This window comes from Streptomyces sp. SID8374 (assembly GCF_009865135.1).
Lineage (GTDB): Bacteria > Actinomycetota > Actinomycetes > Streptomycetales > Streptomycetaceae > Streptomyces.
Genome location: NZ_WWGH01000001.1, coordinates 1,080,962 through 1,104,351, shown reverse-complemented (window position 1 = coordinate 1,104,351; position 23,390 = coordinate 1,080,962). Strand labels below are relative to the sequence as shown.

Below are 23,390 nucleotides of genomic sequence, written 5' to 3'. Positions count from 1 at the left end.
GCCTGTTCGTGGTCCGCGCCGCCGTACTGCCCGCCGTCGGAGCTCCGTTGGAGATCACCGACATCGTCCTGCCGGAGCCCGGCCCCGGCCAGGTGCGCATCGCCCTCGCCGCGGCGGGGGTCTGCCACTCCGACCTGTCCCTGTCCAACGGCACCATGCGCGTGCCGGTGCCCGCCGTCCTCGGCCACGAGGGCGCCGGTACGGTCCTGGCGGTCGGCGAGGGCGTCGCCCATGTCGCCCCGGGCGACGGTGTCGTCCTCAACTGGGCGCCCTCCTGCGGCGCTTGCTTCCACTGCGGGATCGGCGAGGTCTGGCTCTGCGCCGACGCGCTGAAGGGGACCGCCAACCTCCACGCCCGTACGGCCGAGGGCACCGAACTCCACCCCGGCCTCAACGTGGCCGCCTTCGCGGAGGAGACCGTCGTCGCCGCGAACTGCGTGCTCCCGGCCCCCGACGGCATCCCGCTCACCGACGCCGCCCTCCTCGGCTGCGCGGTCCTCACCGGCTACGGGGCGATCCACCACAGCGCCCGGGTCCGCGAGGGCGAGAGCGTGGTCGTCTTCGGGATCGGCGGCGTCGGCCTCGCCGTGCTCCAGGCCGCCCGGATCGCGGGCGCCTCCCGGATCATCGCGGTCGACGTCTCCCCGGCCAAGGAGGAGCTGGCCCGGCAAGCCGGGGCGACGGACTACGTCATCGCCTCCGCCACCACCCCGCGCGAGATCCGCAAGCTCACCGGCGGCCAGGGCACGGACGTGGCGGTGGAGTGCGTCGGCCGGCCCGCGACCATCCGGGCCGCCTGGGAGTCCACCCGGCGCGGCGGGCGTACGACGGTCGTGGGGATCGGCGGCAAGGACCAGGAAGTCACCTTCAACGCCCTGGAGATCTTCCACTGGGGCCGGTCCCTCACGGGCTGCGTCTACGGCAACAGCGACCCGGCCCGCGACCTGCCCGCCCTGGCCGACCACATCCGGGCGGGCCGGTTCGACCTGTCGATGATGGTCACCGAACGCATCGCGCTGGCAGGCATCCCGGCCGCCTTCGACAACATGATCGCGGGCAAGGGCGGCCGCGCGCTGGTGGTGTTCTAGGGGGTGTTCGTCGTCCGGGAGGTCGAGGCGACCGGCCCCAGCAGCCGGGCGTCCATCTCGCCCTCCTCGAACAGCCGGGAGGCCGGGCCCACGATCAGCGGGTCCGGCACCCCGACCACCTCCGGGTCCTTGCCCGGGTAGTCGAAGCGGTCCAGCACGTGCCGCATCGCCTCCAGCCGGGCCCGCTTCTTGTCGTTGCTCTTCACCACCGTCCACGGAGCATCGGCCGTGTCGGTGTGGAAGAGCATCAGCTCCTTGGCCTCCGTGTACTCGTCCCACTTGTCCAGCGAGGCCAGGTCGACAGGGCTCAGCTTCCACCGTCGTACGGGGTCGATCTGCCGGATCATGAACCGGTTGCGCTGCTCGTTGCGCGAGACGGAGAACCAGAACTTCACCAGGTGGATGCCGTCCCGGGCGAGCATCCGCTCGAAGCCGGGCGCCTGGTGCATGAACTCCAGGTACTCGCGGGTCGTGCAGAACCCCATCACCCGCTCCACCCCGGCCCGGTTGTACCAGGAGCGGTCGAACAGGACGATCTCCCCGGCGCTCGGCAGATGCGCCACGTACCGCTGGAAGTACCACTGGGTCCGCTCACGTTCGGTGGGCTTCTCCAGGGCGACTACGCGGGCACCACGCGGATTCAGATGCTCGGTGAACCGCTTGATCGTGCCGCCCTTGCCCGCCGCGTCCCGCCCCTCGAAGAGGATCACCAGCCGCTCGTCGCGCTCCTTCACCCAGTGCTGGAGCTTCAGCAACTCGATCTGCAAGGCGCGCTTGGTCTTCTCGTAGTCGCGGCGCCGGAGCTTGTGCGCGTACGGGTAGTCCTCCCGCCACGCGTCCCGGGCATGGCCGTCCGGCTCCACCAGGACCGGGTCGTCGTCACCGCTGTCGGCCACGCGGAAGCCGTCGAGGTACGGCCCGCCGTAGCGGGCCGCCCGTGCGGCCTCCTCGCGGGCGGTCCTCTTCTTCGCCCCGTTGCGACCGTTACGGTCGCCGTGCGCCCCGGTACTCCGCGTCATGACGGTTTCCCTCCACCGGCCCAGCCGGATTTCCACGTGTGGGGCCAGTCTGCTGACGGCTCCGGGAGACCGCCACCCCTGCCAGGCAGAGCAGCCCGCCGAGAACGCCGAGCGGGGTCGGCACCTCGTCCAGGAGCAGCCACGCCATGAGCACCACGATCGCCGGGACCGCGTACGTGGTGGCGCCCATCCGGCCCGCCGTGGTGCGGGCCAGCGCGTAGCCCCAGGTGGTGAAGGCCAGCGCGGTCGGGAAGACGCCCAGGTAGATCATGTTCAGCGTGGCGGACATCGGGGCGTCGGCCGCCTCGGAGATCAGCACCCCGGTGAACGGCAGGCAGGCGACGGCGCCGATCAGGCAGCCGAAGGTGTTGATCTGGAGCGAGGAGCCGTACGCGAGCGCCGGCTTCTGGCTCACCACGCCCAGCGCGTACACCACGGCGGCCAGCAGGCAGAGCGCCACGCCCAGCACGGACGAGCTGCCGTGGCCGGACATGGCGAGGCCGACGACGACCGCGCCGGAGAACGAGATGCCCATGCCCAGCAGCAGGCGGCGGGGCAGCCCCTCGCCGAGCATCCGGGCGCCCATCAGGGCCATCAGGATCGGCCCGATGTTCACGAGCATCGCCGCCGTCCCGGCGTCGACCTCCTGCTCGCCCCAGTTGAGCGCCACCATGTACAGCCCGAACCACAGCACCCCGGACGTGATGATCCCGCGCCAGGCGCCGCGCCCCGGCAGCCCTTCGCGGCGTACGAGGAGGATCGCCCCGAGCACCAGGGAGCCCGCCAGCAGCCGCCCGAGGGCCAGGGCGCCGGGGGAGTAGACCTCGCCCGCACTGCGGATGGAGACGAACGCGGAGGCCCACAGGACCACAGTGGTACAGGCGGCGGCGGTGGCCCGCCAGGATCGGGCGGGGGTGGCCGGGGCGGCGGGGGTGGTCGTCATGGCCCCGACGGTAAAGCCGAAACGCTTCGGTCCCTACCGAATTGTCGGGGCGCGTCAATCGGCGGGGCGCCGTGCCTGCCTGCGCCCTTCAGCCCGTGCGCGCCCTTCCGGGGTGCCCGCGCGACCACTCAGCCCGTCCGTGCACCCCCCTCAGCCCGTCCGGCGTTTGAGGACGGAACCGTGGCGGTGGCACCGGGCAACCCTTCCGTGTCCGGGAAGCATGGATGTCGCCCGGACCCGAGCACCGGTTCCGTCCTCAAACCCCGGACGGGCTGGAGTGGGCGCACCGCTCCCTGCCCTCTGGCCCGCCGGACGGCCCCGTCAGGTGTCGGCGGCCAGTGACGCCGCATCCACCCCCAGCAGCCCCCGCAACGCCCCCACCCCCGACGGAGTCACCCGTACCGCCCGGCCCGACCCGAACCTCTCGCACCAGCCCGCCCCCAGCACATGCGCGCACAGCGCCGCCCCCGCCGCCCCTGCGAGATGCGGGCGCCGTTCCGTCCAGTCCAGGCACCCCCGTGCCAGGGGCCGCCGGCCGCCCCGGTCCAGCGGGATGCCGAGCGAGTCGAACCAGCCGAGCCCCGCATCCGTCAGCGCGAACCCGGTGTCCTGCCGCAGCAGCCCCCGTACGGTCATCGCCTCGGTGATCCGGATGCCGAGGCGCCCCGCGAGATGGTCGTAGCAGGTCCGCCCCCGGGCCAGCGCGCTGCTGACGCTCGCCGCCCGCAGCGTGCGCGGCGGCTCGGGCGCGCCGGGCACGGCGTGCGAGGCCAGCTCCTCCACCAGGTGCGCGACCCGCTCGTCGGCGAGCCGGACGTACCGGTGCCGCCCCTGCCGCTCCTCGGTGAGCAGCCCGCCCGCCACCAGCCGCCCGAGGTGCTCGCTGGCGGTGGAGGGGGCGACCGAGGCGTACCGGGCCAGCTCCCCGGCCGTCCAGGCGCGGCCGTCCAGCAGGGCGAGGCAGAAGGCGGCGCGGGTCCCGTCCGCGAGGAGGGCGGCCAGTGCGGCGAGGCGCGGCGCGGTGGTGTCGTGCGGGCGGGCCCCGGCCGGACGGCCCGAGGGGCGCGGTGAAGGGCTCATGGGTCCAGGGTGCGTCAAGGACGGTTCGGCGCCCGCCGAACCGTTTCCGTGGGCCGCGCGTACTCCTCGTACTGGACCGCCAGCCCGTCCAGCAGCGCCCGCAGCCCCGTCTCGAAGGCCCCCTCGTCCACCTGCCGCCGGTGGTCGGCCAGCAGGTGCGCCTGGCCGAGGTGCGGGTAGTCGGCCGGGTCGTACGCGCTCTCGTCGTCCACGAAGCCCCCGGCGAAGGAGCCCAGCGCCGACCCGGTGATGAAGTACCGCATCAGCGCCCCGATCCGGGTGGCCTGCGCGGCCGGCCACCCCGCCCCCACCATCGCCCCGAACACCGCGTCGGCGACCCGCAGCCCCGCCGGCCGCCGCCCCGGGCCCCGCGCGAGGACCGGCACGATGTGCGGGTGCGCGGCGAGGGCGGCCCGGTAGGAGAGCGCCCAGTCGTGCAGGGCCTCCCGCCAGTCGCGCGGGTCCGACTCCTCGAACATCGACAGGTCGACCTGTACGGAGACGGCGTCGGCGACCGCGTCCAGGATCTCGTCCTTGTTGCGGAAGTGGTTGTAGAGCGAGGGCCCGCTGACCCCCAGCACGGCCGCCAGCCGCCGCGTGGAGACGGCGTCCAGCCCTTCGGCGTCCACGAGCGCACTCGCCGCCTCGACGATGCGGTCTCTGCTCAGGAGGGGCTTGCGCGGTCGGGCCATGCGGCTCATAGTAGGCGCTGCGAACCGGAAACTAGCAGTGCTAATTAAAGCGCTGCGTGAGAAGCCGTGACAGAAGTGGGTGGCGCACGATGAACCTGGAGCTCAGCGAGGAGCAGGAAGCCGTCCGGCGGCTGGCCGAGGAGTTCGTGGCCCGTGAGGTCACCCCGCACGTCGTCGCCTGGGACCGGGCTGAGAATGTCGACAGGTCGATCGTGAAGAAGCTGGGCGCGCTCGGCTTCCTCGGCCTCACCGTCCCCGAGGAGTACGGCGGCTCGGGCGGCGACCACCTCACGTACTGCCTGGTCACCGAGGAGCTGGGCCGCGGCGACTCCTCCGTGCGCGGCATCGTCTCCGTCTCGCTCGGCCTGGTCGCCAAGACCATCGCCTCCTGGGGGAACGAGGAGCAGAAGCGCCAGTGGCTGCCCCGGCTCACCTCGGGCGAGGCGATCGGCTGCTTCGGCCTCACCGAGCCCGGCACCGGCTCGGACGCCGGGAACCTCGCCACCAGGGCCGTACGCGATGGCGGCGACTACGTCATCAACGGCACCAAGATGTTCATCACCAACGGCACCTGGGCCGATGTGGTGCTGCTCTTCGCCCGCACCAACGACGCCCCCGGCCACCGCGGCGTCTCCGCCTTCCTCGTCCCCGCCGACACCCCCGGCCTCACCCGCCGCACCATCCACGGCAAGCTCGGCCTGCGCGGCCAGGCCACCGCCGAACTGGTCCTGGAGGACGTCCGCGTACCGGCCACCGCTCTCCTCGGCCCCGAGGGCAAGGGCTTCACCGTCGCCATGTCGGCCCTCGCCAAGGGCAGGATGTCGGTCGCGGCGGGCTGCGTCGGCATCGCCCAGGCCGCCCTGGACGCCTCCGTGCGGTACGCCGGTGAGCGCGAGCAGTTCGGAAAGGGCATCGCCGGACACCAGCTCGTGCAGGAGCTGCTCAGCGACATATCCGTGGACATCGAGGCGGCCCGGCTGCTCACCTGGCGGGTCGCCGACCTGATCGACCGGGGCCAGGAGTTCGCCACCGCCGCCTCCCAGGCCAAGCTGTACGCCTCCGAGGCCGCCGTCCGCTGCGCCAACAACGCCATCCAGGTCTTCGGCGGCTACGGCTACATCGACGAGTACCCGGTCGGCAAGCTGCTCCGCGACGCCCGCGTGATGACCCTCTACGAGGGCACCAGCCAGATCCAGAAGCTCATCATCGGCCGCGCGCTGACAGGCGTATCCGCGTTCTGACTGGGGCCGCTGGCGCCCGGCTCGTACGCGTGTCTGAGTACCCGGCTGAGTACGGGCACGGATGTGGCGCACGCCACGTCGGCGGATGCTGAGCCCATGAGTGACACGACATCGGTCAAGCAGCAGAGCACCGCCGCCTTCTACGGCCAGGCCGTCGCCTCCTTCCTGGTGGCGATGGGCGCGGTGGCCCTCGGAATCTTCTTCCTCGACGCCGACGCCTGGGTGCGCGGCTTCCTCGCCATCGGGGTGCTCTACCTCGTGACGTCCTGCTTCACGCTGGCCAAGGTGATCCGGGACCGGCAGGAGGCCGGGCAGATCGTCAGCCGGGTCGACCAGGCCCGGCTGGAGAAGATCCTCGCCGAGCACGACCCCTTCCAGAAGCTCTGACATCCGTACCGCCCACGAGACGACCCTAAGCGCTTGCTCAGGTTCGGGGTATGGTGTTCGTCCTGTTGACGGAGAGGGGTCCTGGGCGATGAGTACGGCGGAGGAGACGAGCGGCGACGACGCTCCCTGGGGCGAGGTCACCCCGGAGGCGGCCCGGCGGCTCCTCGTCGCCGCGGTCGACGCCTTCGCCGAGCGCGGGTACCACGCCACCACCACCCGCGACATCGCCGGCCGCGCCGGGATGAGCCCGGCCGCCCTCTACATCCACTACAAGACGAAGGAAGAGCTGCTCCACCGGATCAGCAAGATCGGCCACGACCGGGCGCTGTACGTCCTCCAGGCCGAGGCCGACCGGGACGGCACCGCCGCCGAGCGGCTCGCCGGAGCCGTACGGTCCTTCGTCCGCTGGCACGCGGAGCGCCACACCACCGCCCGCGTCGTCCAGTACGAACTCGACGCCCTCGGCCCCGAGCACCGCACCGAGATCGTCGAACTGCGCCGCAGGAGCGACGCGGTGGTGCGCCGGATCATCAGCGAGGGGGTGGAGGCGGGGGAGTTCGACGTCCCCGACATCCCTGGCACCACCCTCGCGGTGCTGTCCCTCTGCATCGACGTGGCCCGCTGGTTCAACGCCCAGGGCAGCCGCACGCCTGACGAGGTCGGCGCACTCTACGCCGACCTCGTCCTGCGGATGGTCGGGGCCCGTACGGCCCCGGACCCGAAGTAGCGGCGGGAGATCAGAAGTAGTAGCGGGACACCGACTCGGCGACACAGGCCGGCTTCTCGCTGCCCTCGCGCTCCACGGTGACGAGCGCGGTGATCTGCACGCCGCCCCCCGCCTCCTCGACGTTCGTGAGCACCGCCGTGGCCCGCAGCCGTGAGCCGACCGGGACGGTGGAGGGGAAACGCACCTTGTTGGTCCCGTAGTTGATGCCCATCTTCATGCCCTCGACCCGCATGACCTGCGGCACCAGCGCGGGCAGCAGCGAGAGCGTCAGATAGCCGTGCGCGATGGTCGTGCCGAACGGTCCGGCCGCAGCGCGCTCCGGGTCCACATGGATCCACTGATGGTCGCCGGTCGCCTCGGCGAACAGGTCGATCCGCTTCTGGTCGACCTCCAGCCAGTCGCTGTGTCCGAGCTGCTCGCCCACTCCGTCGCGCAGCTCCTGTGCGGACGTGAAGATCTTCGGCTCTGCCATGTTCCGGGTCCCTGCCTTCCGGCTCGCCGCGCCTTCCGGCGCAGATGTCCAAGCGCTTGCTCAGCATCGTGGTGCGGTGGCTTCCTGTCAACGATCGGCGGCGGTCTCCGCCGGGGGAGCAGTAGGGTCTGAGGAGTGCCACAGATCCCACAGACACTCCATGAACTCTCGGTCGGCCAGCTCTCGGCGCGCAGCGGCGCCGCGGTCTCCGCTCTGCATTTCTACGAGTCCAAGGGCCTGATCAGCAGCCGCCGCACCAGCGGCAACCAGCGCCGCTACTCCCGCGACGCCCTGCGCCGCGTCGCCTTCGTGCGGGCGGCCCAGCGCGTCGGCATCCCGCTGGCCACGATCCGGGACGCCCTCGCCTCACTGCCCGAGGAGCGCACGCCGAACCGGGACGACTGGGCCCGCCTCTCCGAGACCTGGCGCCAGGAACTGGACGAGCGCATCAAGCAGTTGCACCGGCTGCGCGACCATCTGACCGACTGCATCGGCTGCGGCTGTCTGTCGCTGGAGAACTGTGTCCTGTCCAACCCCGACGACATCTCCGGCGACCGGATCACCGGCTCGCGCCTGATGCCCGAGCGCAGGCAGGACCCGGAGGAGGAGCACACCTCCTAGGAGGCGCCGCCTCGTAACCGCACCGCCGCGGTGACCAGTTCGGCGTTCGAGCGGGCGGGGCGGCCGTCCGGCAGCACCGTCACGTCCTCCGCGCCGATCCGGGTGTCCAGGCCGAGCCGGAAGGCCAGCGCGGCCACCGGCCACGCTCCGCCGTCCTCCCCGTGCAGCAGCACCGGGCGGCCGTGCGCGGCGCCCACCTCGGCCAGGAGCAGCCGGGCCGAGCCGGTCGCCGTCGCCGGGTCCGTGTCGGTGACCTCGGCCAGCACCCGCAGGACCCGGGGCGCCAGGGGCGAGCGGCGGAAGAGGCGGTGCCCCTCCGTCCCCGACCAGAGCCCGGCCTCCACGCCCACGCCCCGCTCCAGCAGCGCGGCGGCCAGCTCCTCGGCGCCCGGCTCGTGCCAGTTGACCGAGGCGTGGTCGGGCAGCACCGTCCATTCCCGCACCCGCTCCACCCGGCGCCGGGGATCCGGCTCGGCCCAGGCGCCCGTCGTCACCCCGACCGGGACGCGCACCGCCGCCCGTATCGCCGTCAGCGTCGCGGCCACCACCCGGGGCGAGAGCGTGTCCCGCCCGCAAGGGGTACGCGGATGCACATGGGTGTCGGTGGCACCGGCCGCGACGGCCTCGGCCGCCGACCGGGCCAGCGCTTCGGGGGACAGGGGCACGGCGGCCGAAGCCTCCGCACCACGCCGGCCGTTCAGGCAGACCTGGATCATGTCCCCGATGGTGACATCCGCCACTGACAACGGCCCTGACGGCCGCTCCGAAGACGACGCCCTACGCCGCTGCCGCCGCTGCGAGCCTCCGGTGCCGTACCAGCCGGGCCCTGGCCAGCGTGCGGTCCGTCAGCACCGGCTGCGGCACCGCGATCCCGCACGCCGTGCACACCGGACCCGACCACGGCTCGTGCCCGCGCTCCCGCTCCTGGCGCCACTCGATCCCGGTGTCCGCACAGACCGGGCAGGCGGAGCCGGGGCCGGAGCCGAGCGCCGCGATCAGCCGGCGCAGCACCTCGGCGAGCGGCTCGCTGGGGTGGACCTCCGGATCCGCGCAGCGGGCCACCCCGTGGCCGCCCCACGTCCGGCGGTGCCAGTCGTCGAAGGCGCCGGGCCGCCGCAGGCCCTCGTGCTTCTCGCGCCGCCGCCGCTCGGCGAACCCCGCCTCGTAGGCGAGCCAGATGGCCCGCGCCTCCTCCAGCTCCTCCAGGGCGCCCAGCAGGCGCGCCGGATCGGGTGCCCGGTCCTCGGGATCGATCCCGTGCCGGGCGCACAGATGGTCCCAGGTCGCCCGGTGACCGTACGGGGCGAACCTCTCCAGGCACTTGCGCAGCGAGTACCGCCGCAGGGCCAGATCGCCCAGCGGATCGCGGACCTGTCTCGCAAGACTCCGGAAACCGGCCATGTCTGCCACCTCCGTCGTTCGTCCTTCGGCGTCAAGGAGTGGACGTACGCCTGCCCGTTTCGGCTCCATCGAAAGATGGAAACCGTCCATTGGCTGAGACTCCCCATGTCGGGCGGGGACCGCGGACGGAAGCGGAACGGCGCACGGACGGGTGGTGAGAGGGCGCGCGGGTGTGCGGGGGCTTGCGCCGCCCCGGCGCCCGGAGGCCGTTCGCGCCCGTCCGCTGACCAGGGAAAACCGGTGGCGGAGCCTCGGACGGGTGCGCTTGGCTGCCCCCATGGCAGCCGTCTCTCCCCGCCTGGAAAAGGTCACGCCCGACACCGTGCTGGCCGCCTGTCGGCTGGAAGTCGCTCCCGAGCAGCGGAAGTTCGTCTCGCCGGTCGCGCAGTCCTTGGCCGAGGCCTATGTGCACCCCGAGGTCGCCTGGCCCCGGCTGATCCGTGACGGCGACCGCGTCGTGGGCTTCGTGATGGCCTTCTTCGACGTGCGGTTCGACTACGACGCCGAGGTGCCGGACGCCCCGCGGCGCTCCGGCCTCTGGCGGCTGGCCGTCGCCGCCGGGGAGCAGGGCCGGGGGTACGGGCGGTTCGCGGTGGGCGCGGTGAACGAGGAGATCCGCCGCCGCGGTGGGACCGTCTCGACCGTCACCTGGCATCCCGGTGAGGGCGGCCCGGAGGAGTTCTACCTCAAGCTCGGCTACCGCAAGCGGGGCCTGACCGCCGACGGCGAGTACCTCGGCGACCTGGACCTCACGGGCTGAGGGCGGACGGCGGCCGGGCGCGTTTCTGCGGGCGCCTCGGCCTCCCTGACCCGGCGATTCGGCCCGTCGGCCCCGTCCCGCCCCGGCCGGCGACGGGCCCGCACTACCCCCCGTACCGCAGATACCTCCGCCGCTTCGCCCGGAACGCCGTCAGGTCCGCCTGCCACGCGGCCACCACCGCGTCCGTGTCCGCCCCCGCGTCGATCATGGTGCGGACCCTGGTGTTGCCGGTGAGCTTGTCGATCCAGTTGTCGGGGCGCCAGGCGAACCCGCTCCATGTCTTCTTCGCCGTGACCAGCAGGGCGATGCCCGTACGGACCGGGTCGAAGACCTCCCGGTCCTGGACGTGCACCTGCACCCCGCCGACCGTCTTCCCCTCGAACTTGGAGAACGTCGGCGCGAAGTACGCCTCCCGGAACGCGACCCCCGGCAGCCGCAGCGCGTTCGCGGCGGCCGCCCAGCGGTGGTCGATGCCCTCCGCACCCAGCAGCTCGAACGGCCGCGTCGTGCCCCGGCCCTCGGAGAGGTTGGTGCCCTCGAAGAGGCAGGTGCCGGAGTAGACGAGGGCGGTCTCCGGCGTCGGCATGTTCGGGCTCGGCGGCACCCACGGCAGCCCGGTGGCGTCGAAGAAGTCCGAGCGCCGCCACCCCGACATGGTCACCACCTCCAGCCGCACCGGATTCTCGTGCAGGAACTCCGCGTTGAAGAACAGCGCCAGCTCCGCCACCGTCATCCCGTGCGCCTGCGCGATCTCCCGGCGGCCCACGAACGTGGCGAACGCCGGGTCCAGCACCGGCCCCAGCGCCGCCCGCCCGGTCACCGGGTTCGGCCGGTCCAGCACCACCAGCCGCTTGCCCGCGAGCGCGGCCGCCTCCATGCAGTCGTACAGCGTCCAGATGTACGTGTAGAAGCGCGCGCCCGCGTCCTGGATGTCGAAGAGCACCGTGTCCACGCCCGACGCGGTGAAGATGTCCGCGAGCTCCTGCCCGCTCTTGAGGTACGTGTCGTAGACCGGCAGCCCGGTCGCCGGGTCGTCGTACCGCCCCTCCGAACCGCCCGCCTGCGCGGTCCCCCGGAAGCCGTGCTCGGGTCCGAAGACGGCGGTCAGGTTCACGCGGGAGTCCGGGTGCATCACGTCGACGATGTGCCGTACGTCGGCGGTGACGCCGGTCGGGTTGGTGACGATGCCGACCTTCCGGCCCCGCAGCAGCCGGTAGCCGTCGGCCGCCAGCCGGTCGAAGCCGGTACGCACCCGTGTGCGCCCGGGCCCGGAGCCGCGTACGGAGGCGGCGGCCGCTCCACCGGTACCGGCCGCCAGCGCTCCCAGGGCGCCTCCGGCGGCCAGCACACCACGTCGGGACAGGCTCATTCCGCTACCTCCATGATCGCGCCGACTGTCATGGCCACGCACGCTAGCGCGACCGCAGGCCACACGGAACGACCCGGGCCGCGCCGATTCCCCGAGCCGGGACCCTCTCTCCGCCGACCTGCCACCGGGCCGTTTCCCGGAGCCGAACCGCTGTCCCCGCCGACCTGCCACCGGGCCGTTTCCCCGAGCCGGACCGCTCCCCGCGCCGACCTGCCCCGGGGTCCTTCCCGGCCCTTCCCCGATCACATACCGACCGGTTAGTCTGCCGGTGCGGAGGGACCGGACGCGGGTGGACGGAAGGCGGTACGACGATGAGCACGGCGGATACGGTGCGAGGCGCCGGCGTAGTGGTCACAGGGGCCGGAGGCGGCATCGGCGCCGCTCTGGCCCGCAGGTTCGCCGAGCAGGGCGCGCGGGTCGTCGTCAACGACCTCGACCTCGCGCGCATCGAACCGCTGGCGAAGGAGATCGGCGGGACCGCCGTCGCCGGGGACGCCTCCGGCATCGTGGAGGCCGCCCGTGACGCGCTGGACGGCACGGTCGACATCTACTGCGCCAACGCCGGACTCGCCTCGCCCGGTGACGCGTTCGCCGACGAGGAGGTCTGGGCCGCCGCCTGGGACGTCAACGTGATGGCCCACGTCCGCGCGGCCAGGGCCCTGCTGCCGCAGTGGCTGGAGCGCGGCAGCGGGCGGTTCGTCACCACCGCGTCCGCCGCCGGACTGCTGACGATGGTCGGCGCGGCCCCCTACAGCGTCACCAAGCACGGGGCGGTCGCCTTCGCCGAGTGGCTCTCGCTCACCTACCGCCACCGCGGCATCAAGGTGCACGCCATCTGCCCGCAGGGCGTACGGACGGACATGCTCACGGCCGCCGGTTCGGCCGGCGAACTGGTGCTCGCCCCCGGGGCCATCGAGCCGGACGCGGTCGCCGACGCGCTGTTCGACGCGATGGCGGCCGACCGCTTCCTGGTCCTGCCGCACCCCGAGGTCGCCGGGTACTACCAGGCGCGCGCCGCCGATCCCGACCGGTGGATGGGCAACATGAACCGGCTCCAGCAGAAGTGGGAGGAGGTGAGCGGCGCATGAGCGACGCGCGTTCCGCCGGCTCCGTCTACGCCGCCAAGCCCTGGCTCGCCCTCCTCAGCGACGCCCAGCGGGCCCCCGTCACCCCGGCCCCGACCGTGCTGCACGCCTTCCGGGACGCGGTCGGCCGGGCCCCCGACGGCCACCCCGCCCTCGCCTACTTCGACGGGCGCCTCACCTACCGCGAGACCGACGCGCTCTCCGACTCGGTCGCCGGACACCTCGCCGCCCGGGGCCTGCGGCGCGGCGACCGGGTCGCGATCATGCTCCAGAACAGCCCGCACTTCGTCCTCGCGCTCCTCGGCGCGTGGAAGGCCGGGGCCACCGTCGTACCGCTCAATCCGATGTACAAGTCCGGCGAGGTCGGGCACGTGCTGAAGGACGCCGGGGTCACCGCGCTCATCTGCTCGGACCGGGCCTGGGCGGCGTATCTGCGGGAGACCGCCGAGGCCGCCCCGGACCTCACCGTCGCGCTGACCGCCTGCGAGCTGGACCTCCAGAGCGTGGACGACCCCCGGGTCCTGGGTTTCGAGCGGCTCCCCGCCCCCGGCCCCGACGACCTCGCCGACGACCTGCTCACCGTCGCCCGGGCCGGCCACGCACCCCCGGAAGACCGGGAGCTCACCGCCGAGGACGTGGCGCTGATCAGTTACACCTCCGGGACCAGCGGCACCCCCAAGGGCGCCATGAACTCCCACGCCAACATCATGGTCAACGCCGAACGGCAGCGCGTCGGCCATCCCGTCGCCGAGGGCTCCGCCTACTTCGCGCTCGCCCCGCTCTTCCACATCACCGGCATGGTCTGCCAGCTCGCCGCCTGTATCGCCAACGCGGGCACCCTGGTCCTGGCCTACCGCTTCGAGGCGGGCGTCGTCCTCGACGCCTTCGCCGCCCACCGCCCCGCGTACACGGTCGGCCCCTCCACCGCCTTCATGGCCCTGGCCGCCCACCCGGACGTCACCCCGGACCACTTCGCCTCCTTCCAGGTGATCTCCTCCGGCGGCGCCCCGCTGCCGCCCGCGCTGGTGGAGAAGTTCCGCGCCGGCTTCGGCCCGTACATCCGCAACGGCTACGGACTCACCGAGTGCACCGCCCCCTGCGCCTCGGTCCCGCCCGAGCGCGAGGCCCCGGTGGACCCGGTCTCCGGCACCCTCTCCGTCGGCGTGCCCGGCCCCGACACCGTCGTACGGATCCTCGACGAGACGGGGCAGGAGGTGCCCTTCGGGGAGCAGGGCGAGATCGCGGTGCGCGGCCCCCAGGTGGTCTCCGGCTACTGGAACCTCCCCGAGGCCACCGAGGCCGCCTTCCCGGACGGCGAGCTGCGCACCGGGGACATCGGGTTCATGGACGCGGCGGGCTGGCTCTACGTCGTCGACCGCAAGAAGGACATGATCAACGCCTCCGGCTTCAAGGTCTGGCCCCGCGAGGTGGAGGACGTCCTGTACACCCACCCGGCGGTGCGCGAGGCGGCCGTCGTGGGCGTGCCCGACGCGTACCGGGGGGAGACCGTACGGGCCTATGTCAGTCTGCGTCCGGGCACATCCGTCGAACCGGGTGAGCTGGGGACGTACTGCAAGGAAAGGCTCGCCGCCTACAAGTATCCGCGCGAGGTGGAGATCCTGACCGAGCTGCCGAAGACGGCGAGTGGGAAGATCCTCAGGCGGGAACTGCGTTCCTCCCGTTAGAACCTCGTCGAAACAGCGAACGCACGGTATGAAAGGCAGGTGGCGGCTCATGGTCAAGGCGACGGAGCAGAACGGCACTCCCGTCCCCCAGAGGCTGCTGGCCGCCGCCACCCGGCTCTTCGCCGAGCGCGGGTACGACCGCACCTCGGTCCAGGAGATCGTCGAGGCGGCGGGCGTCACCAAGGGGGCGCTCTACCACTACTTCGGCTCCAAGGAGGACCTGCTCCAGGAGGTCTACGCCCGGGTGCTGCGGCTCCAGCAGGAGCGGCTGGACGCCTTCGCGGACGCCGAGGCCCCCGTGGAGCAGCGGCTGCGGGACGCGGCGGCCGACGTGGTCGTCACGACCATCGACAACCTCGACGACGCGGCGATCTTCTTCCGCTCCATGCACCACCTGAGCCCGGAGAAGAACAAGCAGGTACGGGTGGAGCGGCGCCGCTACCACGAGCGGTTCCGGGCGCTGATCGAGGAGGGCCAGCGCAGCGGGGTGTTCTCCACGGCCACCCCCGCCGACCTGGTGGTCGACTACCACTTCGGCTCGGTCCACCACCTCTCCACCTGGTACCGGCCGGACGGACCGCTCAGCCGCCAGCAGGTCGCCGACCACCTCGCGGATCTGCTGCTGCGGGCCCTGCGCCCGTAACACCGCGCTCTTCAGCACCGCCCGGTTCAGCACCGGCCTGGCGGGCGCCGCTCTGTTCAACACCGCCCTGTTCAGAGCCGGTTGAACACGTCCAAACGCCGATATGTGTTCGTTAATGGAACTGACATGTCCGCTTTCCGCTCTTGACGGAACACTGTCACCTCATTGACCATCGGTCACGCATCGCACCGGCCACCGGCCCCGCGCTGCGCACCACCAGCTCCAGGACCCGGCCGTACGTTCCACGCGGCCGGGTGCCCCCCGCACGTTCCGTCAGTCCCCGAACGGAATCCGGAGCCCCACCATGAGACCGAACCGCCTCACCCTGCGCAGATCCCCGGCGGCCGTCGCGGCCGTCGCCCTCGCAGCCCTCCTCGGGACCGCCGCGCCCACCGCGCAGGCCGCCCCGGCGGCGACCACGGCGACCGCCGCCGTCGCAGCGCCCGACATACCCCTGGCCAACGTCAAGGGCCACCTCACCCAGTTCTCGACGATCGCCGCGAACAACGGCGGCAACCGCGCCCACGGCCGCCCCGGCTACAAGGCGTCCGTCGACTACGTGAAGGCCAGACTCGACGCGGCCGGATACACCACGACGCTCCAGCAGTTCACCTCCAGCGGCGCCACCGGCTACAACCTGATAGCCGACTGGCCCGGCGGCGACCCGAACAAGGTCATCTTCGCCGGAGCCCACCTGGACTCCGTCACCTCCGGCGCCGGGATCAACGACAACGCCTCCGGCTCGGCCGCCGTCCTGGAGACCGCCCTCGCCGTCTCCCGCACCGGCTACCAGCCCGACAAGCACCTGCGGTTCGCCTGGTGGGGTGCGGAGGAGCTGGGGCTGATCGGCTCCAAGTTCTACGTCAACAACCTGCCGGCCGCCGAGCGTTCGAAGATCTCCGGCTACCTCAACTTCGACATGATCGGCTCGCCGAACGCGGGCTACTTCGTCTACGACGACGACCCGGTCATCGAGAAGACCTTCAAGGACTACTTCGCGGGCCTCGGCGTGCCCACCGAGATCGAGACCGAGGGCGACGGCCGCTCCGACCACGCCCCGTTCAAGTCGGCGGGCGTCCCCGTCGGCGGTCTCTTCACCGGCGCCAGCCGCACCAAGACCGCCGCCCAGGTGCAGAAGTGGGGCGGGACGCAGGGCCAGGCCTTCGACCGCTGCTACCACACCTCGTGCGACACCACGGCGAACATCAACGACACCGCCCTGGACCGCAACAGCGACGCCGCCGCCCACGCGATCTGGACCCTCTCCGCGGGCTCCACGGGCGAGCCGCCCACCGGCAACGTCTACACCAACTCCACCCGGGTCAACGTCCCGGACGCCGGGGCGGCCGTGACCTCCACGATCACGGTCTCCGGCCGGACCGGCAACGCCCCCGCCGCCCTCCAGGTGGGCGTGGACATCAAGCACACCTACCGCGGTGACCTCGTCGTCGACCTGCTGGCACCGGACGGCACCGCCTACCGGCTGAAGAACTCCAGCAGCGGCGACTCCGCCGACAACGTCATCGCCACGTACACCGTCAACGCCTCCGCCAAGCCCGCCAACGGCGACTGGAAGCTCCGGGTGCAGGACGTCTACCGGTCCGACACCGGCTACATCGACAGCTGGAAGCTCACCTTCTGATCCTCCGGCGATCGCGGTGTGGCCCCCTCCCCCGGGAGGGGGCCACACCCGGTCTCACAGATACCGCTTGATCTCCCGCCGGGCCAGCGACCGCTGGTGCACCTCGTCAGGCCCGTCCGCCAGCCGCAGCGTCCGCGCCGACGCCCACAGCTCCGCCAGCGGGAAGTCCTGGCTCACCCCGCCCGCCCCGTGCAGCTGCACGGCGGAGTCCAGGATGTCCACCACCGCGCGCGGGGTGGCGATCTTGATGGCCTGGATCTCGGTGTGCGCCCCCTTGTTGCCCACCGTGTCCATCAGCCAGGCCGTCTTCAGCACCAGCAGCCGCAGCTGCTCCACCGTCACCCGGGCGTCCGCGATCCAGTTCTGCACGACGCCCTGCTGGGCGAGCGGCTTGCCGAACGCCGTACGTTCCACCGCCCGGCGGCACATCAGCTCGATGGCCCGCTCCGCCATCCCGATCAGCCGCATGCAGTGGTGGATGCGGCCCGGACCCAGCCGCGCCTGGGCGATGGCGAAGCCGCCGCCCTCCTCACCGATCAGGTTCGCCGCGGGCACCCGTACGTCGTGGAAGACCACCTCGGCGTGGCCGCCGTGGGAGTGGTCCTCGTACCCGTACACCTGCATCGCGCGCCGCACCTCCAGCCCCGGGGTGTCGCGCGGGACCAGGATCATCGACTGCTGGCGGCGGAGGTCGTCGCCGTCCGGGTCGGTCTTGCCCATCACGATGAAGACCGCGCAGTCCGGGTTCATCGCCCCGGAGATGTACCACTTGCGGCCGTTGATGACATAGTCCTCGCCGTCCCGCACGATCCGGGTCTCGATGTTCGTCGCGTCCGACGAGGCCACCTCCGGCTCCGTCATCGCGAACGCGGAGCGGATCTCCCCGGCCAGCAGGGGTTCCAGCCACTGCTTCTTCTGCTCGTCCGTGCCGAACTGGAAGAGGACCTCCATGTTCCCGGTGTCCGGGGCCGCGCAGTTCAGCGCGGTCGGCGCGAGGTGCGGGGAGCGGCCGGTGATCTCCGCGAGCGGTGCGTACTGGAGGTTCGTCAGCCCGGCCCCGTACTCCGCGTCGGGCAGGAAGAGGTTCCACAGCCCCTGCCGCCGCGCCTCCGCCTTCAGCTCGTCCACGACGGCCGGGGTGTCCCACGGCGAGGCGAGCAGTGCCCGCTGCTCGTGGTCGGTCTTCTCCGCCGGGTAGACGTACTCGTCCATGAAGGCGAGCAGCTTGTTCCGCAGCTCCTCGGTACGGGCGTCGAATGCGAAGTCCATGGGTGTTCAGCCTTCCTGGAGAGTGGTGAGGCCGTGCTCGATGAAGACCGGGACCAGATCGCCGATCTGATCGAAACCGGCGCCGACGGTCTGGCCGAGGGTGTAGCGGTAGTGGATGCCCTCCAGGATCACGGCGAGCTTGAACCAGGCGAACGCGGTGTACCAGGCGATGGCCGAGGTGTCCCGGCCCGACCCGGCGGCGTACCGCGCGATCAGCTCGGCGGGGGAGGGGTGCCCGGCGGCGCCGCTGGTGGTGGAGACGGGGGAGTGCGGCAGATCGAGGTCGGAGCTGTACATCACGAGGAGCCCGAGGTCGGTCAGCGGGTCGCCCAGGGTGGACATCTCCCAGTCCAGCACCGCGTTGATGCGGTCGTCCGGGCCGAGCAGCACGTTGTCCAGGCGGTAGTCGCCGTGTACGACGGTGGGCGCGGGCGATGCGGGCAGCTCACGGCCGAGCGAGGCGTGCAGCTCGTCGATGCCGGCCAGCTCGCGGTTGCGGGAGGCGTCCAGCTGCTTGCCCCAGCGCCGCAGCTGCCGGTCCAGGAACCCGTCGGGCCGCCCGAAGTCCCCGAGCCCCACGGCCGCCGGGTCCACCGCGTGCAGGTCGACCAGGGTGTCGACGAGCGCGAGGACGGCGGCCCGGGTGCGCTCGGGACCCAGCGGGGCGAGCTGTTCGGCGGTGCGGTACGGGGTGCCCTCGACGTGCTCCATGACGTAGAAGGGCGCCCCCAGCACCGCGTCGTCCTCGCAGAGCAGCACCGGCTCCGGTACCGGGACGGCGGTGGGGTGCAGGGCGCTGATCACCCGGTGCTCGCGCTTCATGTCGTGCGCGGTGGCCAGCACATGGCCCAGCGGGGGCCTGCGGACCACCCAGCGGCCGGTCCCGTCGGTGACCGTGTACGTGAGGTTCGAGCGGCCGCCCTCGATCAGCCGCGCTTCGAGGGGTCCGCTCACCAGCCCCGGCCGTTCGCGGTCGAGATGGCCGCGCAGCAGCTCCGGGTCGAGACCTGGTGGGGGGACGGGGCTCATGGGGCGTACCTCCGGGGCGATGGAACGAGGCGATGGAACGTGGCGGTCGGGCGAGGCGGTCGCATGCTCGGTGACCACGGACGTCGACCATGATGCCGACCAGTCGGTATGTCGCCCAGTGAACTCCCGCAATCGGGCGCCGGAAGTGGCTCCGGACTCTGGTCGCGGATCTCATCCCTGAATACAGTTCACGTATGCATACCGACCTGGTGATCGAAGACATCCGGCTCACCCCGGTCCTCGTGGCCGACCCGCCCCTGCTGAACACGCAGGGCGTCCACCAGCCGTACACCCCCCGGCTCATCGTGGAAGTGGTCACGCGGGGCGGGGTGACCGGGGTCGGGGAGACGTACGGCGACGGGAAGTACCTGGCCCCCGCCGACGCGCTCGCCCGGGCGCTCCCCGGCCACGCGGTCACCGATCTGAACGGCCTGTTCGCCCTGGCCGAGGAGGTGTGCGGCGACTCACGGCCCGCCGGGGGCCGGGAGGCGGACCTCCGCGTGGACGCAGGCGGGCTGCGCGGCGTCCAGAGCGCCGACAAGATCCGCCTCTCCGTCGTCTCCGCCTTCGAGGTCGCCTGCCTGGACGCCCTCGGCAAGGCGCTCGGCCTGCCCGTGCACGCGCTGCTCGGCGGGAAGGTCCGCGAGACCGTCGAGTACAGCGCGTACCTCTTCTACCGCTGGGCCCACCACCCGCAGGACGGTGAGCGGGACGACTGGGGCGCGGCCCTCGACCCGGCGGGCATCGTCGCCCAGGCCCGGCGCTTCGCCGACACGTACGGCTTCGCCTCCTTCAAGCTCAAGGGCGGCGTCTTCGCCCCCGACGAGGAGATCGCCGCGATCCGCGCCCTGGCCGAGGCGTTCCCCGGCCGCCCGCTCCGCCTGGACCCCAACGGCGCCTGGTCCGTCCGCACCTCGCTGTACGTCGCCGAGCAGCTCAAGGGCGCCCTGGAATACCTGGAGGACCCCACCGGCGGCACGGAGTCCATGGCCGCCGTCTCCGCCGCCACCGACGTCCCGCTGGCCACCAACATGTGCGTCACCACCCTCGCCGAGGTCCCCGAGGCCTTCGCCACCGACGCCGTGCAGATCGTCCTCAGCGACCACCACTACTGGGGCGGCCTCCACCGCACCCGCGAACTCGCCGCGCTCTGCCGCACGTTCGGCGTCGGCCTCTCCATGCACTCCAACACCCACCTCGGCATCAGCCTCGCCGCGATGACCCACGTGGCCGCCACCGTGCCGGACCTCGCGTACGCCTGCGACAGCCACTACCCGTGGCAGACCGAGGACGTCATCACCGAACGCCACACCTTCACCGACGGCCGCCTCACCGTCTCCGACACCCCCGGCCTCGGCGTGGAACTGGACCGCGACCGGCTGGCGGCCCTGCACCGCCGCTGGCTGGCGGACGACGGCACCTACCGCGAGCGCGACGACGCGGCGGCGATGCGCAGGGGCGACCCGGAGTGGGAGACGCCGGTGATCCCGCGCTGGTGAGGGGGCTCGCGCGGGGGGAGGCCCTACGCCGACGTGTCCTCCTCGTCCCACCTCTGCGCGGCGGCGAACGCGTCCCCGTACTCCGCCGACCAGCGGCCCAGCGCCTCGATCGGCTCCAGCAGGGTCCGCCCCAGGGCGGTGAGCGCGTACGCGACACCCGGCGGGGAACCGGCGACGGCCCGCCGCTCCACCAGCGCGTACCCCTCCAGCCGGCGCAGGGTCTCGGTCAGCACCTTGGAGCTGATGGAACCGATCGCCACCCGGAGGTCCCGGGGCCGCAGCTCACCGTCGGCCAGGGCGCAGATCACCACGGCGTTCCAGGTGTGGGAGAGCAGGTCGAAGCCGAGCCTGGCCCGGCAGTCCGCGAGCACCCGGTCCACACGTCTCCCCCTCCCGCCGGGCACCGATCGGTAACCGGGCGCCCCTCTGGCGTTTCCGTACGGAGGACATCACACCCGACGCGCAAGCGGGGAGAGGGACATGAGGATCGGCATCATCGGCACGGGCTCCATGGCGGACGCGCTCGGCACATCCTGGGCGCGGGCCGGGCACGACGTGCTCTTCGGCGGCCGCTCCCCGGACCGGGCCCAGGCCCTCGCCGGACGTACGGGCTCCAGCGCGGGCACCCCCGCCGAGGCCGCCGCCTTCGGGGACGCCACCCTGCTCGCCCTGCCGTACGACGCGGTCGCGGAGGTGCTCCCTCCGCTGGGCTCCCTGCGCGACCGCGTCCTCATCGACTGCACCAACGCCATCGGCCCCGGCTGCACGCTCACCACCGGACACGGCCCCGGAGCCGCCCGTACGATCGCCGACGCCACCGGCGCCCGGGTCGTCAAGGCGTTCAACCACCTCCCGGCCCATCTCTGGGCCGCCTACCTGGAGACCGCCACCGCCTTCCTCATCGGCCTCTGGCACGCCGGCCACGACCCCCGCACCCTCCTGCCGCCCCTCACCGCCGTTCGGCCCTGAGTTGCGACGACCCCGGCCTGCGCCGAAGGTCGAGGAATGAAGGCGATCAGCTACAACACGTACGGCTCGGCCGATGTCCTGGAGTACGGCGAGCGGCCCGACCCCAAGGTCGGCCCCGACTCGGTCCTGGTGAAGGTGCGGGCCGCCGCCGTCAACCCGGTCGACTGGAAGGCGCGTGAGGGCTACCTCCAGGGCGGCCTCGAAGCCGTCTTCCCGGTGATCCCCGGCTGGGACGTCTCCGGGGTCGTCGTGCAACCGGGCGTCGCCGTCGACGAGTTCGCGGTCGGGGACGAGGTGATCGGCTACGTCCGGGAGGACTTCCTCTCCCGGGGTACGTTCGCCGAGTACGTCGCCGCCCCCGTACGCACCCTCGCCCGCAAGCCGCTCAGCCTCAGCTTCGAGGAGGCCGCGGGCCTGCCGCTGGCCGGGCTCACCGCGTACCAGGTGCTGCACCGCACCCTGAAGATCCGCGACGGCGACACCGTCCTGGTCCACGCGGCGGCGGGCGGGGTCGGCTCCCTCGCCGTACAGCTCGCCCGCCACAGCGGCTGCCGGGTCGTCGGCACCGCGAGCGCCCGCAACCACGACCATGTACGGAGCCTGGGCGCCGAACCGGTGGAGTACGGGGACGGCCTCGCCGACCGGCTGCGGGAGCTGGTCCCCGAGGGTTTCGACGCCGCCTTCGACACGGTGGGCGGCGAGGCGCTGCGGGTCTCGGCCGAGACGCTGGCGGAGGGCGGCCGGCTCGCCTCGATCGCCGACAACGAGGTCTTCTCCTACGGCGGCCGCTACGCCTTCGTCCGGCCCGACGCCGCCGACCTGGTCCAGCTCGCGGAGCTGGCCGAACAGGGCATCGTCACCGTCCATGTGGACCGGGTCTTCCCGCTGGAGCAGGCGGCCGAGGCGTACCGCCTCAACCAGGAGGGACGCACCCGGGGCAAGATCGTGGTCAGGGTGGACTGGGACAGCTGACCTCTTCGGGGCGCATGCAGACCGACCCCGGGGTGCACTCGGAACAGCATCCCCGGGGTGCACTCAGAGCGGCATCCCTGGGGGCACGCTCAGAACAGCATCGCCACCGCGAACACCGCGAACGCCACCGTGCACAGCGCCGCCGTCAGCGCCCGGCGCGGTGCGAGTGGCTCCGGCCGTGCCACGGCCATGCGCTGCACCCGGCGGTGGGCCACCGCCAGGAACCCCAGCCAGGCCGCCACGGTCAGCGCCAGGGCGACCAGCCCGGCCGGGGTCGCACCGCTGTGCAGCGCCTGCCGTCCGGCGAGCAGCGCCACCACCGTGGCGGACAGCGTCGTACGCCGCCAGGCGAGCCGCGTCCGCTCGGGCTGGAGCCCCGGGTCCCGTTCGGCCACCGCCGTCACCGCCCCTCCCAGCCGAAGAGGACCACCACCACCATCGCCACGGCCACGACCGCCACCACGATCCCCAGCACCGTCGGGAACCGGGAGACCGGCAGGTCCTCCCCGCGCCGCATCGCCCGCTCGCACCGCACCCAGTGGTTGACCGCCCGCAGCGCACACAGCACCCCCGCGGCGAGCAGCCCGAGGGCGAGCCCGGCCCGCACGCCCCAGACCAGCTCCGGCAGGAACTGGTCCACGGCGAAGCCCCCGCCGATCAGGGCCAGCGCCGTCCGGATCCAGGCGAGGAACGTGCGCTCGTTGGCCAGCGAGAACCGGTAGTCGGGGGTGGCCCCCTCGTCCCGGATCCGCTGCGGCGCGAACCACAGCCGTACGCTCTGCGCGATCTTGTTCACA

At 72.6% G+C, this 23,390-nt stretch carries 26 protein-coding genes; 13 read left to right on the top strand and 13 right to left on the bottom strand.

The window, feature by feature from the left end; genetic code table 11:
* The first annotated feature begins 8 nt into the window (after positions 1-8).
* On the top strand, positions 9-1,088 hold the full coding sequence (locus tag GTY67_RS04985) for a Zn-dependent alcohol dehydrogenase (protein WP_161277899.1): 1,080 nt from the start codon (positions 9-11) through the stop codon (positions 1,086-1,088).
* Here the strand turns inward: GTY67_RS04985 and ppk2 are convergent.
* The 4 genes from ppk2 to GTY67_RS04965 all read right to left on the bottom strand — a co-directional run bounded on the left by ppk2 (position 1,085) and on the right by GTY67_RS04965 (position 4,822).
* On the bottom strand, positions 1,085-2,107 hold the full coding sequence (gene ppk2, locus GTY67_RS04980) for a polyphosphate kinase 2 (protein WP_161277898.1): 1,023 nt from the start codon (positions 2,105-2,107) through the stop codon (positions 1,085-1,087). The two genes, GTY67_RS04985 and ppk2, sit on opposite strands and share 4 nt — an antisense overlap.
* A complete protein-coding gene (locus GTY67_RS04975) occupies positions 2,073-3,050 on the bottom strand; it encodes a DMT family transporter (RefSeq protein WP_161277897.1) in 978 nt (325 codons plus the stop codon). The genes ppk2 and GTY67_RS04975 overlap by 35 nt, the downstream gene beginning before the upstream one ends.
* A 321-nt stretch (positions 3,051-3,371) precedes the next feature.
* Positions 3,372-4,130: a helix-turn-helix domain-containing protein gene (locus GTY67_RS04970; protein WP_161277896.1), complete on the bottom strand. Its 759-nt coding sequence runs from the start codon at positions 4,128-4,130 to the stop codon at positions 3,372-3,374.
* A 14-nt stretch (positions 4,131-4,144) separates the two neighbouring features.
* Positions 4,145-4,822: a TetR/AcrR family transcriptional regulator gene (locus tag GTY67_RS04965; RefSeq protein WP_093685888.1), complete on the bottom strand. Its 678-nt coding sequence runs from the start codon at positions 4,820-4,822 to the stop codon at positions 4,145-4,147.
* 89 nt (positions 4,823-4,911) lie between these two features.
* On the opposite strand from GTY67_RS04965, the gene GTY67_RS04960 reads away from it, so the two are divergent.
* The 3 genes from GTY67_RS04960 to GTY67_RS04950 all read left to right on the top strand — a co-directional run bounded on the left by GTY67_RS04960 (position 4,912) and on the right by GTY67_RS04950 (position 7,177).
* Positions 4,912-6,063 (top strand): acyl-CoA dehydrogenase family protein, encoded by a 1,152-nt coding sequence (locus tag GTY67_RS04960; protein WP_161277895.1) that lies wholly within the window; start codon positions 4,912-4,914, stop codon positions 6,061-6,063.
* 96 nt (positions 6,064-6,159) lie between these two features.
* On the top strand, positions 6,160-6,450 hold the full coding sequence (locus tag GTY67_RS04955; protein WP_015607581.1) for a YiaA/YiaB family inner membrane protein: 291 nt from the start codon (positions 6,160-6,162) through the stop codon (positions 6,448-6,450).
* 88 nt (positions 6,451-6,538) lie between these two features.
* A complete protein-coding gene (locus GTY67_RS04950; RefSeq protein WP_161277894.1) occupies positions 6,539-7,177 on the top strand; it encodes a TetR/AcrR family transcriptional regulator in 639 nt (212 codons plus the stop codon).
* Positions 7,178-7,187: 10 nt separating this feature from the next.
* Here the strand turns inward: GTY67_RS04950 and GTY67_RS04945 are convergent, their stop codons facing one another.
* Positions 7,188-7,649 (bottom strand): MaoC family dehydratase, encoded by a 462-nt coding sequence (locus tag GTY67_RS04945; protein WP_093685892.1) that lies wholly within the window; start codon positions 7,647-7,649, stop codon positions 7,188-7,190.
* Positions 7,650-7,784: 135 nt separating this feature from the next.
* Between GTY67_RS04945 and soxR the strand changes: the two genes are divergently transcribed.
* Complete coding sequence (soxR, locus tag GTY67_RS04940; protein WP_093685893.1) at positions 7,785-8,270, top strand: redox-sensitive transcriptional activator SoxR; 486 nt, start codon at positions 7,785-7,787, stop codon at positions 8,268-8,270.
* Here soxR and GTY67_RS04935 read toward each other — a convergent pair.
* Positions 8,267-8,986 (bottom strand): 3-keto-5-aminohexanoate cleavage protein, encoded by a 720-nt coding sequence (locus GTY67_RS04935; RefSeq protein ID WP_161277893.1) that lies wholly within the window; start codon positions 8,984-8,986, stop codon positions 8,267-8,269. The genes soxR and GTY67_RS04935 overlap by 4 nt on opposite strands.
* A gap of 61 nt (positions 8,987-9,047) precedes the next feature.
* The gene (locus GTY67_RS04930; RefSeq protein ID WP_031123776.1) at positions 9,048-9,671 is read right to left on the bottom strand and encodes a hypothetical protein; all 624 of its coding nucleotides are present in this window, start codon (positions 9,669-9,671) and stop codon (positions 9,048-9,050) included.
* 277 nt (positions 9,672-9,948) lie between these two features.
* Between GTY67_RS04930 and GTY67_RS04925 the strand changes: the two genes are divergently transcribed.
* Positions 9,949-10,431: a GNAT family N-acetyltransferase gene (locus GTY67_RS04925; protein ID WP_093685894.1), complete on the top strand. Its 483-nt coding sequence runs from the start codon at positions 9,949-9,951 to the stop codon at positions 10,429-10,431.
* Positions 10,432-10,534: 103 nt separating this feature from the next.
* Here GTY67_RS04925 and GTY67_RS04920 read toward each other — a convergent pair whose 3' ends face one another.
* Positions 10,535-11,800: a DUF1343 domain-containing protein gene (locus tag GTY67_RS04920; RefSeq protein WP_161277892.1), complete on the bottom strand. Its 1,266-nt coding sequence runs from the start codon at positions 11,798-11,800 to the stop codon at positions 10,535-10,537.
* 311 nt (positions 11,801-12,111) lie between these two features.
* Between GTY67_RS04920 and GTY67_RS04915 the strand changes: the two genes are divergently transcribed.
* From GTY67_RS04915 to GTY67_RS04900, 4 genes are all read left to right on the top strand, one after another.
* Positions 12,112-12,888: an SDR family oxidoreductase gene (locus GTY67_RS04915; protein ID WP_161277891.1), complete on the top strand. Its 777-nt coding sequence runs from the start codon at positions 12,112-12,114 to the stop codon at positions 12,886-12,888.
* Positions 12,885-14,570: an AMP-binding protein gene (locus GTY67_RS04910; protein WP_161277890.1), complete on the top strand. Its 1,686-nt coding sequence runs from the start codon at positions 12,885-12,887 to the stop codon at positions 14,568-14,570. The genes GTY67_RS04915 and GTY67_RS04910 overlap by 4 nt, the downstream gene beginning before the upstream one ends.
* 49 nt (positions 14,571-14,619) lie before the next feature.
* On the top strand, positions 14,620-15,213 hold the full coding sequence (locus GTY67_RS04905; RefSeq protein ID WP_093685898.1) for a TetR/AcrR family transcriptional regulator: 594 nt from the start codon (positions 14,620-14,622) through the stop codon (positions 15,211-15,213).
* A gap of 304 nt (positions 15,214-15,517) precedes the next feature.
* Complete coding sequence (locus tag GTY67_RS04900) at positions 15,518-16,855, top strand: M28 family metallopeptidase (RefSeq protein WP_093685899.1); 1,338 nt, start codon at positions 15,518-15,520, stop codon at positions 16,853-16,855.
* Between the two features lie 54 nt (positions 16,856-16,909).
* On the opposite strand, the gene GTY67_RS04895 is transcribed toward GTY67_RS04900, so the two are convergent.
* Positions 16,910-18,124 (bottom strand): acyl-CoA dehydrogenase family protein, encoded by a 1,215-nt coding sequence (locus tag GTY67_RS04895; protein ID WP_093685900.1) that lies wholly within the window; start codon positions 18,122-18,124, stop codon positions 16,910-16,912.
* A 6-nt stretch (positions 18,125-18,130) separates the two neighbouring features.
* A complete protein-coding gene (locus tag GTY67_RS04890; protein WP_161277889.1) occupies positions 18,131-19,153 on the bottom strand; it encodes a phosphotransferase family protein in 1,023 nt (340 codons plus the stop codon).
* 194 nt (positions 19,154-19,347) lie between these two features.
* Between GTY67_RS04890 and GTY67_RS04885 the strand changes: the two genes are divergently transcribed.
* Positions 19,348-20,652: a glucarate dehydratase family protein gene (locus GTY67_RS04885; protein ID WP_161277888.1), complete on the top strand. Its 1,305-nt coding sequence runs from the start codon at positions 19,348-19,350 to the stop codon at positions 20,650-20,652.
* Positions 20,653-20,675: 23 nt separating this feature from the next.
* On the opposite strand, the gene GTY67_RS04880 is transcribed toward GTY67_RS04885, so the two are convergent.
* A complete protein-coding gene (locus tag GTY67_RS04880; RefSeq protein ID WP_161277887.1) occupies positions 20,676-21,032 on the bottom strand; it encodes a helix-turn-helix domain-containing protein in 357 nt (118 codons plus the stop codon).
* A 100-nt stretch (positions 21,033-21,132) separates the two neighbouring features.
* Here GTY67_RS04880 and GTY67_RS04875 point away from each other — a divergent pair, with 100 nt between their 5' ends.
* Positions 21,133-21,621: an NAD(P)-binding domain-containing protein gene (locus tag GTY67_RS04875; RefSeq protein ID WP_161277886.1), complete on the top strand. Its 489-nt coding sequence runs from the start codon at positions 21,133-21,135 to the stop codon at positions 21,619-21,621.
* Between the two features lie 36 nt (positions 21,622-21,657).
* Positions 21,658-22,593: an NADP-dependent oxidoreductase gene (locus GTY67_RS04870; protein ID WP_161277885.1), complete on the top strand. Its 936-nt coding sequence runs from the start codon at positions 21,658-21,660 to the stop codon at positions 22,591-22,593.
* Between the two features lie 89 nt (positions 22,594-22,682).
* Here GTY67_RS04870 and GTY67_RS04865 read toward each other — a convergent pair whose 3' ends face one another.
* Together GTY67_RS04865 and GTY67_RS04860 are read right to left on the bottom strand one after the other, a co-directional pair.
* Complete coding sequence (locus GTY67_RS04865) at positions 22,683-22,997, bottom strand: DUF202 domain-containing protein (RefSeq protein ID WP_161277884.1); 315 nt, start codon at positions 22,995-22,997, stop codon at positions 22,683-22,685.
* Positions 22,994-23,389 (bottom strand): DUF202 domain-containing protein, encoded by a 396-nt coding sequence (locus tag GTY67_RS04860; protein ID WP_093685906.1) that lies wholly within the window; start codon positions 23,387-23,389, stop codon positions 22,994-22,996. Before GTY67_RS04860 ends, GTY67_RS04865 begins: the two co-directional genes overlap by 4 nt.
* Position 23,390 lies beyond the last annotated feature (1 nt).